General features: G+C 69.9%; 14 protein-coding genes. 3 read left to right on the top strand and 11 right to left on the bottom strand.

All coding sequences use genetic code 11. The features are described from left to right. Nucleotides 1-71 precede the first annotated feature (71 nt). Nucleotides 72-1892 carry an HNH endonuclease signature motif containing protein gene (locus N802_RS20890; RefSeq protein ID WP_245613947.1) on the bottom strand — a complete coding sequence of 607 codons (1821 nt, stop codon included), beginning with the start codon at nucleotides 1890-1892 and terminating at the stop codon, nucleotides 72-74. A gap of 231 nt (nucleotides 1893-2123) precedes the next feature. On the opposite strand from N802_RS20890, the gene N802_RS13965 reads away from it, so the two are divergent. Together N802_RS13965 and N802_RS13960 are read left to right on the top strand one after the other, a co-directional pair. Next, the gene (locus N802_RS13965; RefSeq protein ID WP_035917423.1) at nucleotides 2124-2546 is read left to right on the top strand and encodes an ArsR/SmtB family transcription factor; all 423 of its coding nucleotides are present in this window, start codon (nucleotides 2124-2126) and stop codon (nucleotides 2544-2546) included. Then, a complete protein-coding gene (locus tag N802_RS13960) occupies nucleotides 2543-3067 on the top strand; it encodes an SRPBCC domain-containing protein (RefSeq protein ID WP_035917420.1) in 525 nt (174 codons plus the stop codon). The genes N802_RS13965 and N802_RS13960 overlap by 4 nt, the downstream gene beginning before the upstream one ends. On the opposite strand, the gene N802_RS13955 is transcribed toward N802_RS13960, so the two are convergent. From N802_RS13955 to N802_RS13945, 3 genes are read right to left on the bottom strand one after another with little or no spacing between them, the layout of a single operon-like run. Continuing rightward, nucleotides 3046-3594 carry an HAD domain-containing protein gene (locus N802_RS13955; protein WP_035917417.1) on the bottom strand — a complete coding sequence of 183 codons (549 nt, stop codon included), beginning with the start codon at nucleotides 3592-3594 and terminating at the stop codon, nucleotides 3046-3048. The two genes, N802_RS13960 and N802_RS13955, sit on opposite strands and share 22 nt — an antisense overlap. A 33-nt stretch (nucleotides 3595-3627) precedes the next feature. Then, nucleotides 3628-4554 (bottom strand): amidohydrolase family protein, encoded by a 927-nt coding sequence (locus tag N802_RS13950; RefSeq protein ID WP_084072226.1) that lies wholly within the window; start codon nucleotides 4552-4554, stop codon nucleotides 3628-3630. A 33-nt stretch (nucleotides 4555-4587) separates the two neighbouring features. Continuing rightward, nucleotides 4588-5946, bottom strand: coding sequence for a cytochrome b (locus tag N802_RS13945; RefSeq protein WP_052109957.1), 1359 nt, complete (start codon nucleotides 5944-5946; stop codon nucleotides 4588-4590). Between the two features lie 14 nt (nucleotides 5947-5960). On the opposite strand from N802_RS13945, the gene N802_RS20260 reads away from it, so the two are divergent. Then, a complete protein-coding gene (locus N802_RS20260; protein WP_156971411.1) occupies nucleotides 5961-6140 on the top strand; it encodes a hypothetical protein in 180 nt (59 codons plus the stop codon). Here the strand turns inward: N802_RS20260 and N802_RS13940 are convergent. The 7 genes from N802_RS13940 to N802_RS13910 form a co-directional block, all read right to left on the bottom strand. Continuing rightward, nucleotides 6129-7640 (bottom strand): fused MFS/spermidine synthase, encoded by a 1512-nt coding sequence (locus N802_RS13940; RefSeq protein ID WP_035917415.1) that lies wholly within the window; start codon nucleotides 7638-7640, stop codon nucleotides 6129-6131. The two genes, N802_RS20260 and N802_RS13940, sit on opposite strands and share 12 nt — an antisense overlap. Nucleotides 7641-7782: 142 nt before the next feature. Continuing rightward, complete coding sequence (locus tag N802_RS13935) at nucleotides 7783-8718, bottom strand: oxygenase MpaB family protein (RefSeq protein WP_084072225.1); 936 nt, start codon at nucleotides 8716-8718, stop codon at nucleotides 7783-7785. 95 nt (nucleotides 8719-8813) lie between these two features. Further along, a complete protein-coding gene (locus tag N802_RS19570; RefSeq protein WP_052109956.1) occupies nucleotides 8814-9641 on the bottom strand; it encodes an anti-sigma factor in 828 nt (275 codons plus the stop codon). After that, a complete protein-coding gene (locus tag N802_RS13925) occupies nucleotides 9638-10198 on the bottom strand; it encodes an RNA polymerase sigma factor (RefSeq protein WP_035917412.1) in 561 nt (186 codons plus the stop codon). Before N802_RS13925 ends, N802_RS19570 begins: the two co-directional genes overlap by 4 nt. A gap of 22 nt (nucleotides 10199-10220) precedes the next feature. Beyond that, nucleotides 10221-10925 carry a sortase domain-containing protein gene (locus N802_RS20885; RefSeq protein WP_245613946.1) on the bottom strand — a complete coding sequence of 235 codons (705 nt, stop codon included), beginning with the start codon at nucleotides 10923-10925 and terminating at the stop codon, nucleotides 10221-10223. Nucleotides 10926-10962: 37 nt separating this feature from the next. After that, complete coding sequence (locus N802_RS13915) at nucleotides 10963-11772, bottom strand: DUF4397 domain-containing protein (protein ID WP_035917410.1); 810 nt, start codon at nucleotides 11770-11772, stop codon at nucleotides 10963-10965. Between the two features lie 29 nt (nucleotides 11773-11801). Further along, nucleotides 11802-12455, bottom strand: a complete 654-nt coding sequence (locus tag N802_RS13910) for a fasciclin domain-containing protein (RefSeq protein WP_035917406.1) — start codon at nucleotides 12453-12455, stop codon at nucleotides 11802-11804. Nucleotides 12456-12781: the final 326 nt, after the last annotated feature.

Raw genomic sequence — 12781 nt, 5'->3', positions numbered from 1 at the left:
TTATTTCGACTGATTGCAGCGACTGGTCGGGCTTCCGACGTCAGGCGGGGACGTTCCAGGGCATGTCTCCCTCAGGCGGGGATGTTCCAGGGCAGGTCGTCGTCGCCCAGGACATCACTCAGCCACACCACCTGATCGGCTGCGAGGTGCTCGGCTTCGAAGTCGCTGGCGATGTCGTCGATGACGTCGTCGGGGATGACGGACCCCCACCCTTCGGAGGGCCCGGTATCCAGACGCCGCCGTCGCTTGCGTGCACCGTCGCCGTGTGCACCGTCCGAGGTGTCGCGGGCTCGCCGGAACTGGGCGAGTCGGGCGGCCAGGTCACGGTCATAACTGCCCGGAGACAGGTCCCAGGTCACACACCGCCCCCACTCATCGGGGGCACCCACGGACGCGATCAACCGCTGCTCATGGACCTGCGTGTGGTGGCGTTGACACAACAACGCCGCATTGGTCTGATCCGAGGGCCCACCATCGGCCCAATGCACCAGGTGATGCGCCTGCGCCCAACTCGAGGGCATGTCACAGCCCGGGAACGTGCACCCCCGATCCCGATGCCACAACATTCGCCGCTGGCCTCGCGTGAACAACCGCGTCGCCCGCCCCAGATCCAGCACTTCACCCTCGGCACCGAGCACGACCGGGATCACGTCGGCGTCACACGCCATCTGACGCACCACCGACGGTGAGAGCATCGTGCCCTGCACCCGCGACCCCATCACGAACCCCGCCCCAGCCAGCACCCCCGCACCGCCCAGCACCCCCGCACCGCCCAGCACCCCCGCACCGCCCAGCACCTCCGCACCGCCCAGCACACCCGCCCCAGCCGAGGAGCCCGCGCCCACGGTGGACCCGTCCGCCGTGCCGGCCTGCTCGTCGACGCCGGCCCCGAACACCGAACCAGCGCCGCCACGGCCCGCGCCGCCACAGCCCGCACCAGTGTCGTCGCGGGTGAACCCGGCCAGTCCGGCCAGCAACTGCGCCAACGTGATGCTCACATGCACCACCGTGGCCGCACCCCCGGGCGCGTCCTTGTCGACCGCGTCGGCACCGACGGCCCTGCCCAACACCGCATGCAACGCCTCGACCCGCCGCTGCCCCGCCGGCCGCAGGTCCGCCTCCCCCGTCACCGGGTTCGGCACCGGCTTCGACAACGGCCCGATCGCGGCCTCGAGCCGGGACGCCTGCTCCGGGGTCAACCCCATCCGATACTCCGACACATCCCCGTCCGCGACCTGCGGCGAGGACAGGTAGGCCCCCGCCCGCAACTTCTTCTGCTCGTCGTCGAACTCGCCCTCCACCCCGAACTTCGCGAGCACCGCCGCCCGCACCTTCCGGGCATCCCCGGCACCCCACTGCGACCCGTGATCCAGGATCGCCCCCGTCACCGTCGGGGTCGCCTCCTTGACCACACGGTCCTTGAGCTTGCCCATCTCCCGCAACGCCGCCAACGCCAACTCCGGCCCGACCTCACCGGTCACCACCCGACCCCACACCACGCCCTCGGCACGCTCGGGGTCCGCGTACACCCCCGCCACCGGACCCCCATCCACCCACGACCCGGACGGGGTCGCCGCCGCCTCCTCCTGCGCGAACTGCGCCAGCTGCCCCGACCCGCCCTGACGCAACGAGACCGCATGCTCACGCACCCACGCCTGACCCGACCCGACACCGCGACGCGCCGCCGTGAACTCACCGCGCGAGGCCGCCTCCCCCACCACCCGCACCTGCGCCGCCCCGACCTGCGCCTTCACCTCGTCACTCAACGTCATCAGCTCAGCCAACTCCGCCGCCGACAACGACGCCAACGACGCACCCACCCCCGCCAAACCGTCCCGGGCAGCCGTCAGGGCCGTGCGCAACTGCGCCACCGGCCCCCTCGACTGCTCCATGCCCATACCCCACATCCTATCGAACTCACGTTCGACATTGCACCTTGAGCGAACACCAATTTCGAGTGAATCCTCAACTGCCACAGCGCAATTCGCCCGAACCGCAGCACTGACGCATCGGTCGAGAGCCGATGCCGGCAACGCTACCCGCGACCACCGACAGAGGCCTCACGGTGATGAATACGAGCCGCCCCCTTGACTTATTGGTAACTGTTGCGTTACCAATAAGTCGTGGATGTGTTTGAGGCCCTGGCCGACCCGGTGCGCCGGGATCTGCTGCGCCGCCTGGTGGCCGGGCCGGCGCGAGTCGTCGACCTCGCCGCCGACCACACGATCAGTCGTCCGGCGATCAGCCGGCATCTGCGGGTCCTCACCGAGGCCGGCCTCGTCTTCGCCGAGGACATCGGACGCGAGCGGCACTACCGACTTGAGCGAGCCGGACTCGCGCCTGCCTCGGACTACGTGGCGGCCCTGATGGAGCCTGCGCTGGCGACACCGGCGCGAACGCCCGCAGCGGCCCCGGCACCACGCTTCGACGAGTCGGTGCTCGACGGCCTCGACCTCGAGGTGCGCCGCACAGTCCGCGAGCGCAGAACCACACCCACCCCGCAATCCACAGACACTCAGCAGAACTCGACCGAGGAGACAGCATGACCACCACGCAGCCCACCCCGCGCGCGACGGGACGTCGAGAGGAACGGGACGGGACGGCATACCTGGTCTTCGAACGCACTTTCCGTGCACCCATCGGTGACGTCTGGGCAGCGGTGACCGAGTCGGATCGGCTCGTCCGCTGGATCGGTCACTGGGCCGGCGACCCGAGCACCGGGGCCGTGTCGTTCTTCATGACTGCCGAGGCCGAAGACGCTCCCGCGGAGACCGTTCACATTGACGAGTGCGATGCGCCCAGGCGGCTCGTCATGCGCTCTGCCCGCCCCGATGACCACTCCGAGGAGTGGCGCTGGCAGATCGACCTTGCGGAGTCCGACGGCGTGACGACCCTGGTCTTCGCCCAAGAGGTCAGCGACGTCGTCCTGGCCGAGAGCGTCGGCCCGGGCTGGGACTACTACCTCGACCGCATGGTCGCGGCCGAGGCCGGTGCCGATCTGGCCGCGATCGACTTCAACGACTACTACCCGGTGTTCGCCGAGCACTACCGCCGCGAGCTCACCTGAGAGTCCTCGAGCCACTCTTCGGCGACGGAGAGGTCGTCCGCGGTGAGGCCACAGCGCGAATCGACGCGATGGAGGAGCGCTCGGCCCGTGTGGTGGGTCGAGACCCATTCGCGGTCAACGTCGGTGAGCTCGTCGTCCAGCCACACGAAGGGACGACCAGCCGCCAGATCGACGAGGCCGCGCGTCTTCCAGTTGAGTTCAGCCGCCTCGTCGTGCTCACCGTGGAGGGGATCGTCGACTCCGGGAAGGTCGCCCAGTTGGGCGACGGGAAGTTCCGGCAGGCCGAGGATGGGGGCGATGACGGCGTTTGCGTCCTCCATCCAGGCTGTGGCCCACACCAGGTCGCACGGCATGCCCAGCAGTCGCGGTCCGTGCTCCGGGGCGATCGCCGACAGATGGGGATTCGACGCGTTCTGCCACTCCGCTTCCCAGGCCTCGTCCGTCGCCGGCAACGTCACCCCACCCGTCGGGAGCACGGTTCCGTCGACATCCAGGAACAACACGGGTCGCGCCGCGAGATCAGTCACGGTCGAACACCAGAGGCGGGTGGAGCCATCGCGTCACGAAGGAACGATCCCGAACAGGCGAGCAGCGTTCTCGCGCAACACGTTCCGCGTCCACTCCCGACCGAGGTCCAGACCGATCACCGCATCCACCGCCTCCAGGTAGGAGTAGGGGATGTTGGGGAAGTCGCTGCCGAACAGGACGCGATCCCCCACCTCGCCCAACCTGCCCCGAAGCTCGGGCGGGAACGGGTGAATTGCCTCGGTGAAGGCCGTGAACGCCATGGTCGTGTCGAGGTGGACCCGCGGGTGCACCGCACACAGGTCGAGGAACTCGGCATACTCCGGCATCCCCAGGTGCGCGACCACGAGCGTGAGTTCAGGGAAGCGGCGCAGCAACTCCACCATCCCCACGACCCCCGTGTGCTGCCCCGGCACCGGCCCGTCACCGGAGTGGATGACCACGGGCGTGCCGCTCTCCTGCAACACGCCCCACACGTCGTCGAGCAAGGGATCGTTGGGGTCGAACTCGCCTACCTGGACATGCACCTTGAAGACCTGGGTCCCCGCCGCGATCACGTCGCGCACATAGTCGCCCGCACCCTCCTCGGGGAAGAACGTCGCCGATCGCAGGCAGTCCGGGTGGGCGTCGGCAAACCCCGCCGACCACTCGTTGAGGAACGGCGCCATCCCCGGCCGGTGCGGATAGCTCAGCGACGTGAACCTCTCCACACCGAGCGCCCGCAACCGCGCCACCCGCTCCTCATCACTCCCGCGATAGGCGATCGGCCACGGGCGCCCGAGCTTCGGCCCGGCCACGTCGAAGTAGGCCCACACCTTGTCGAGCACCCGCTTGGGCATGAAGTGCGTGTGGACGTCGATCAGACCCGGCAGGCCGAGGTCGTCGAGGCGGGATCGGACGAGGCGCGCCTCATCGGCAGGTAGCGGAACAGTTGCGGGCAGCGGCACGGGGGCGGACGGCATACCGCCATCGTCTCCCGGAGCGCTTCGCACCACTCAGGAGACCCGGGTATGCCGTCCGCCCACCTGCCGCTCCTCGCCTCGGCGTTCGCTTCCATCCGGCATTTCGTGCACATCGATGAACCCGCCACTGGGCAGTCGGACCATTCGGCCTGTCGGTGACCCCCGCAGCACGGCATCCCGGTCCCTGAGCTGCAACTCGAGGCACACCCGACGCGTCAGGACGAAGGCGCTGACCGGGCCAAGCACGAGGGCGATCTGGAATGCGAGGACCACGTCCTCGAGGCTCAACGCGAAGATCAGGGCGAAGAAGTCGGAGCCCGCCGCCGCCCACAGGACCCCATAGAACGTGACCCCGGCCGCGCCAAGCGCAGTCCGGGTCGGCGTCGAGCGGGGCTGCGTGGGCCCACGGTGGCCACCTCGATCTCCGGAGGCCCACTCCTCGACGAACGGGTAGGCCACAGCAGCCGTCAGGAAGAGCCCGACCACCCCGAGGGGCAGGAGGAGCGCGAGGGTCCAGGTGCGTCCCGCCCACACGACCTCGAGTCCGGGCGGCACGAGGCGCTGGGCGCCGTCGAGGAACGCCATGTACCAGGGGGCCGCAGCCCCGGCCGTGGCGTTGGCGGGGTCGGCCGGCCCGAACGCCCACACCGGATTCACGGTCACGAACCCTGCAACCAAGGTCAGCGCACCCGAGACCAGGCCGAAGAGGCCGACCCATCGAGCGACCGTCGCCGTGCGATTGCGGCCCGCGATGGGCGGGTTCTGGCGTGCCTCACGGCGAAGCAGCACGACACCCAGCCCGATCATCGCCAAGGGGAGGACGAGGACATGGGCGGGATAGAACGTGGCGAGAGCCCCGCTCGGGAACCGTCCTTGGAACAGCAGCCCCGACAGCCAGGTCCCCACGATCGGGACGGACTTCAGCACACCGTCGAGGACGGCCAGGCTGCTGCCGGAGAGCAGGTCATCGGGGAGGACCATCCCGCTGAGGCCCGCGCCCATGCTCGCGAAGAGGATGCCGAAGAGGAGGACCCAGCCGAGGCGGCGTGGCCTGCGGAACCCTCCGGTGAAGAAGATCCTGAGGATGTGCAGCATGAGGGCGGCGATCATCACCGAGGCAGTCCAGTGGTGCAGCTGACGCACGAGCAGGCCCCCTCGCACGTCGAACGAGATGTCGAGCGTCGACGCGAGCGCCCCGGACATCTCCACTCCCTGCAAGGGGGCGTGCGACCCCTGATAGCGCACGGTGCTGCTCGTCGGGTCGTACCAGAACATCAGGATCGCACCCGTGAGCACACACACGACGAAGGCGACCATCGCCACCTGCCGGGTCAACAGGGACCAGCGGTCGTGAACCACCCGCCGATCTGACGCTGCAGCCTCCAGAGCCATCGCACCCACCCTCCTTGCTCATCGCGGACAAGGACACCCGCTACAAGGACGACGCTTCTGGGCAGCACTTTGTGACAGGACCAGCGCTGGGCGCTGCGCGCTGGGCGCTGGGCGCCGGGCGCCGGGCGCCGGGCGCTGCGCGCTGGGCGCTGGGCGCTGGGCGCTGGGCGCTCGGCGCTGGGTCAGCGGGGTGAGGAGAAGAGCGTGACGAGCTGGTCGACCGGAGCGTGATCGTCGGTCAGGACCATCGCGTCCCCCACCCACGCGTCGAGCGCCGCGCCCTCGATGACCTCCCAACCAAGGTCACGCTCCGCCAGGCGCGCCCCCAGTGCAGCAACGTCCACCGGCGCATCGGACGCCACGACGACGACGTTGCCACCCGAACCGCGCTCCTTGGCGATCGTCTCGCTCTCCGCCGCGAGGACGACGTGGTCGAACACCGTCTGCAGCGTGGTCACCTCGGCCCCGACGAACGACATCGGCCCGAAGTCGATGAGGTTCGCGGCATAGACCCCACCGGGCTTCAGCACCCGATCCACTTCCACCATGGCCTCCCGCGTCGTGAGGTGCCACGGGATCGTCACGCCACCGAACGCATCCCCGATGACGAGATCCTGGCTCGCGGCGCCGATCCGGCGAATCCCGAGACGTCCGTCCTCGATGCGGACGTCGAGGTCGGGGCCCGTCTCCAGCCCCAGCCGCTCCACGTCGACGTCAAGCACTCCGCGGTCGATCTCGGAGACGACGCTGGTGGTCCCGGGACGCATCTCGGCGAGGTAGCGCGGCAAGGTCAGTCCACCACCGCCGAGGTGATAGGCCGCGCGTGCCTCTCCAGCAGGGAAGGCCGTGTCGGCGACGGAGGCCAACGCCTGGACGTACTCGAACTCGAGGTGCGTCGGGTCGGCCAGGTCCACATAGGAGTGCCGCACACCGTCGAGAACGAGCGTCCTCCCCTCAGCCCGATTCGGGTCCGGCACGACCTGGGCGCAGTGATACACCGTCTCCGCATCGCAACTGCCCGGCCCCCACGCGGCGCCGAGCGCTCCGGGCAGGAGGAGCGCGATCGGCAGTACGGCGCGGGAGACCACCGCATCGCGATCGTGCAGCCGCCGCGCGTGCACCTCGACCGCCACAGCCGCCACAACCAACAGGACGCCAAGGCCGACGAGCACGAGACTCACCGGGAACGCCGTGACGAAGACGAACCCCGTGAGGACTGTTCCGGCGATGGCGCCGACCGTCCCGATGCCGGAGAGGCTCCCCACGACGGTGCCGGTCTCGGCGAGGTCTGTGAGCCGCAGTTTGGCGACGATGGGCGACACGGCGGAGAGCAGCGCACCGGGTACGAGGATCGCGAAGGCGGCCACGAGGATCACGCTCGCTCCGGCCACCTCGCCGGCGCCGCGCACCACAAAGGGCATCAACGACACGGCAACGCCCGACACGGCGAGCAAGGGGCCGAGCAGGCGTCGAGGGTTGGCACCGTCGGCAGCCTTCCCACCCAGCCAGGCGCCCGTCGCGATCGCCGCGAGCGCGATCCCGATGACCATCGTGTTGGTCTCGAGCGTCAGTCCGAGATAGGGCGCGAGCAGCCGCAGTGACACCAGTTCGACGACGAGCACCGCGGCACTGGCGCCGAAGACGAGTGCCGCCGCCACCTTGGGACCGAGGACACCGGGGGCGTTCTCGGACACGGTGTGGGCTCCTTCGACGCAGGGTGCTCTCGAACGTTCCGAGGCTAGCGTTCCACGTCGCCCCACGAGCCCGTATGCCGTCCGCCCACCTCCCACGAAGCCTCACCTTCCGTGTGACGGAGGATCAGCGGAATGCAGGGACTCAGTTTGGCCCGCGGCCGGGGGTGACCGGCGGTGTCATGGCCCACCGGATGGTCTTCACCGTTGCCGCGCCCAGCGCTCGTCCGACGGTGCGTTCGGAGACCGGGAGGAGCGGGAGCCGCAGAGGGCGTCGGGACCACGCGGGCATGAGTCCCACGGCAGCCCACATCAGCCCCGCGTACGGCACGCGGGCGGCGACCGGCAGTGGAGGGCGGAAGAGCAGGAATCGGCTGGCTTCGCTGGCTTCGCTTGAGCCGCGCAGTTCCGGGCGGAAGGCCGACAGCTGGGCCTTCAGCTCCTCCTCTGTGGTCGGTGGATCCAGCACCCCCAGCCGGCGGGCGATCTCGGCGGTCTGGGCGACGTACTCGTCCCGGCCCGCCTGATCGAGCGGCTCCGCGCCGTAGACGGAATGGGCGAGGAGGAAGCTGTCGATCTCGGCGACGTGCACCCACATCAGCAGGTGAGGGTCGGACGCGGCATAGGGGGTTCCGTCCGGCATCGTTCCGGTGACTCGCTCGTGGATGGACCGGACCGCGTCGACCGCCTGCGCAGCGTCGGCGGCCGTGCCGAACGTGGTGACGGCGAGGAAGCGGCTGGTGCGAGCGAGTCGCCCCCACATGTCACCGCGGAAGCCGGAGTGTTCCGACACCGCGCGCATGGCGGCCGGATGCAGGGTCTGCAGCAGGAGGGCACGGATACCGCCGACGAACATCGACGCGTCACCGTGGACGATCGTGATGGGGCTGCCTGCCGGGAACCAGCGTGGACCTGTCGTGCCATGGATTCGCTCGCGGTGCCGTGGTCCGTCGGGGCCGGCCACGCGCAGGAAGATCGCCGCCCCCACGCGGTTGCGGAGCGCGCCCAAGCGTGTGGGCGAACGGCTGCGCACACTCTCGTCACGGCGCGCGCTCCGAGCGGAGTCGGCCCTCTGGGACATCGGCTGGCACCTCCGGTTGGGTCGTGCGGCCGCCTGGTTCGATCGGGCCTCGCGGCCGTGACAGCAGGTCAGGCGGGTCAGGCGGGTCAGACAGGTCAGGCGGGTCGGGTCAACGACCCTCGAGCGAGGCTGTCGCCGGAGTGGTCGGGCTTGTCGTCGAACTGCTCGCGCGAGAGGTCAACGATGTCGTAGCCCTCGTCAAGGATTCGCTGCGAGATGGGGAACGAGCCGCGTTCGGCACCGTCTCGCAGGACGCCGACCGACACCAGCCTCTTGCCGTCGCGGTTGAGGAGCCACACCTCGACATAGCCCTCCGCAGGGACAAGCTCGCGGACGCTGACCTCCAGGGTGACGTCATCGCCCCGCTCGCTGACCGTTGCCGCGCCGAGAGCCTGTCTCGTGTCGAGAGTGTCGAGCTCTGCCGTGGCGACGGTGCGCGCGGGTGCCGGTTCGTCCGACGTGAGCCGGTCGGCGACGACGATCCCACCCGCGCCGAGGAGAGCGCCGGCTGCGCAGGCGGCGGCGAGCCAGGTCAGTGCGGGCCGTCTGCCGGTTGCGGGCCCGGGGCGGGCCGCAGGGGCGAGCGACGATTCCACCGACGACTCCGACGACCCGGACGACTCCGACGACTCCGACTTCGACGACATGGCGATCGGCGCGCCACCCGGCGACGACTGGCGCACCTCGCCGTCCAGGGTGGCCTCGATCCGCGCCCACAGGTCCTCCCTGGGGGCGACGAGCTCGACGTCGGCAGTGTCACGGGTGACGGAGACTGTGTGGACGAGCGAGGCGAGCGATTCGCTGCATCGGGCGCAGTCATCGAGGTGGACGCGCTCGACCTCGGAGGGCGACTCGCCCACGGTCAGATCGACGAGTCGCTCGTCGTCGATGTGGTTCTCCCACGCGTTCGCTGTGCGGGTCATGGCGTCACCTCCTCGAGGCGGGATCGCAGGTCCAGAAGTCCGCGGCGGATGTGGCTCTTCACAGTCCCCAGGGGCAGGTCGAGGGCGTCGGCGATGTCCTGCTGACGACGATCCTCGATGATCGCCATCCGGATGATCGTTGCCCGCGGGTCACCGAGTGCCTCGAGCTCGCGAGCGAGCAGCACGCGCTCGGTCGCGTCCTCGGGTTTCGTCCCGGGGGACGAGTGTGACTCGGCGGCCGCGAACACGTGCTCGTCACGCTTTTGTCGAGCACGGGTCGAGTGGTGGTCGGCACATCGACGTCGCGTGACGGTGGCGAGCCAGCCGGGCAGCGATCCCGCATCAGGGTTGAGTGACCGTCTGCCCTTCCAGAGTGCGACGAAGACCTGCTGGGTGACGTCCTCGGCGTCGTGGTGGTCACCCAGGGAGCGCAGGGCAATGGTGTGCACCAGAGCTCCGAATCGGTTGTAGACCTCGGCCAGCGCGTCACGATCCTCGGCAGCGACCCGCCGCATGAGCTCGGCGTCACCGACCTCGGTGCGCGCATCGTTGACCACCCTTCCCACGATAGGTGACGTTCTAGGTGACGGTGACGCGTCGGGCCACGGCAACGACGTTGTCTTCGTAGTGACGCGTCCGGGGGTCCCACTCCCCGCCGCAGCTCACGAGGTGGAGCCGCGGCAGGCCGGTGCGCGAGAACAGGGCGTCGAGATCGAGCGCGGTCTTGGCATAGCGGTCAACCCGGTCGACAACGTAGGTCGCCCGCTCTCCGTCGACGGTCACGATGATGCGGTCTCCCCGGTCGAGCCGGTCGAGGCGCGCGAGCGGGCCCACCTCGTCGCGCGAATCCACGTGCGCCGAGATCACACTGGCGCCCTGGTCCGACGTCGGTCCCGGTCCGAACCGGTACCAGCCGGCGATGCTCGGGTCCTTGGGAATCTCCATCTGGCCGTCCTTGGCCACTCCGACCGGAAGGACGGGAAGCATCGCGTCGAGAGCCGGGATCTCGACGCGGAACGCCGGGCTGTTGACCTGCGAAGGGGGCGTTGACGTGGCCGAACCACTCGGTGTCGGGGAGGGTCGCGGAGTCCGCGCTGGACGACTGGCCGTCGCCGACGGCGAAGGGGTTGCCGCCGGCGACGGGGTCGAGGTGCCCACCGACGTCGCCGACGGCTCGAGAGCCGCCGACGCATCGGCAGGTTCGGTGATCCGCGGAGGGGAGAGGGCGGCATACCCGGCTAACGCGAGGATGCCTGCGAACAGGGCGACCACCGCGACGAACACCGCCCTCTCCCGACCGGACCTGATTGGCAGCCTCACCTCAGGCGTGCACCTCGCGCCGGCGCGTCACCACGAAGGCGGCACCGCCACAGAGCAGGGCTGCCGCGCCGGCGAGGCCGAGGGCGGACCAGCCGGAACTGCCGGACTGCCCGCCGGTGCCGCTGGGGACGCCACCGGGTGCGCTGTGCAGGCCAGAGATCGTCTGCACGGCGAGCTTGAGGTTGTTGTCCGTAGCCGAGCCCCAGGCGTAGACGATGGTGTTCGTCCCTTCCTTGAGGTTGACGTCGGCCGGGCCGAGGGCCACTGTGTCCGTCCCGGCGAGAACGACGTCCGCGGATACGGTTCCCGCGGGCAGGTCGGCCTTGCCCTCCATGGGGTTGGTCACGCCGGCAAAGGCCACCTCACCGTTGGCGCGGATGTCCACTGCCGGAGCGGCAGCGGTGTGCCGAGCCGTGATGCGCGCCTGACCGGCCTTCGTCGGAGCAGTGTCGTTGACGAACGGCGTGAGCACCGGTGTGCCGGACGCGTTGAGGTGCGCAGCCACCGTGACGTTGGCGCCGCCGGGAACGGCGACGTCGTTGGCCTCGATGACGGCTGCACCGTCGGGACCCGCGCCGGCCGCCGTGACCTTGAGGTCGTAGGACCCCTCGGGCAGCGTGAGCGGGTCGGTGATGGTCCCGGGCTCGAAGTCCTCGAGGATCGCGTTGCCGTTGGCATAGACGTCGACCGTGGCTCCGGGCACGCCGTGGAAGATGGTCACCGTGGCGTCCGCAGCCATGGCGGGTGCCGCGAATCCGGTGGCCAGGCCGGCCGAGATCGCAACGATGGCGAGGTGTCGTACTGGTCGCATGTCAGTTCTCCAGTTCCTTGTAGGTGTGGTCAGAGGTCGACGGGACGGAGGACGAGGGTGATGCCGTGGGCGATCTGCTTGTTGCCCTTGTTGATGTCGAGCGCCCGCGGGTTGACGAACGGGTTGCGGTCGTCGGGGTCCCTGTCGCGCAGCTGGATCAGCGGCAGGCGCTTGCTGAGGACGCGGACGCCGATCGTGCCGCCCTGTGCGGTCGTGAGGATTGCGCCGTTCGCGGCCGCCGCCTGCTTCGAGGTCAGGGTTGCGCCCGGGATGACGTGGTAGAGCAGCACGGTCTCGACCGTGTCGATACCCAGCCCGGCAACCGCGTCGAACACTGCCTGCTCGGAACGCAGCCGCGAGCCGGTGAGGTCGCCGACGAGCCGCTGGAAGGCGCGATCGTTCGGGATGAAGGCCGTCAGGGGCACGGTGCCGTCGGCGAGAAGGCCCACCGGGCTCGCCGGCTTGGTCGCGAGCACCGCGAGAACGGCCTCGGTGACGATGTCGTAGTCGCGCCAGTTCCGGTCGAACTGGTTGCCGTCGGCCGTGAGGACGGCGGCGAGGCTGCGGGTGCCCGTTGGTTCGCTGGTCGAGGTGCCGGGCGGGCCCGCCGTGGCTGGCGGAGCGAACAGCAGGCCGGCGAGGCCGACCGCACTGAGGGCTGAGACGAGAGTGCGGGGTGTCATGGGTCAGGATCCCTTCGTCGCGGGGCGCCGGGGTGCGTCCCACCCCTTACTTCCGTCCTGACCCCCCGGAGGGATGCACTCTTGCGAGTCGTACTTTCCCGGCGCCGTGCGAGGGGGCGCTGCGCGTGAAGATCCCCGGCTCCCTCACCTCGGCATGCACGTCGCCGCCGATGCCGACCGCGTCTGGAGCCTGCCGACCACCGTTGCCGACGGACCCGTTTCGCGTCGCCCCAAGGGCCGGTATGCCGTCCGCCCACCTCCCAGCGACCCCTCCACCGGGCGCCCGTCTACCCACCGCGCCAACAACCCACCTACCGGGCGGGAAG

Origin of the sequence: Knoellia sinensis KCTC 19936 (assembly GCF_000768705.1) — a bacterium.
Taxonomy (GTDB): Bacteria; Actinomycetota; Actinomycetes; order Actinomycetales; family Dermatophilaceae; genus Knoellia; species Knoellia sinensis.
The sequence above is the reverse complement of the archived record's forward strand: the minus strand, read 5'-3'. Positions and strand labels throughout refer to the sequence as shown.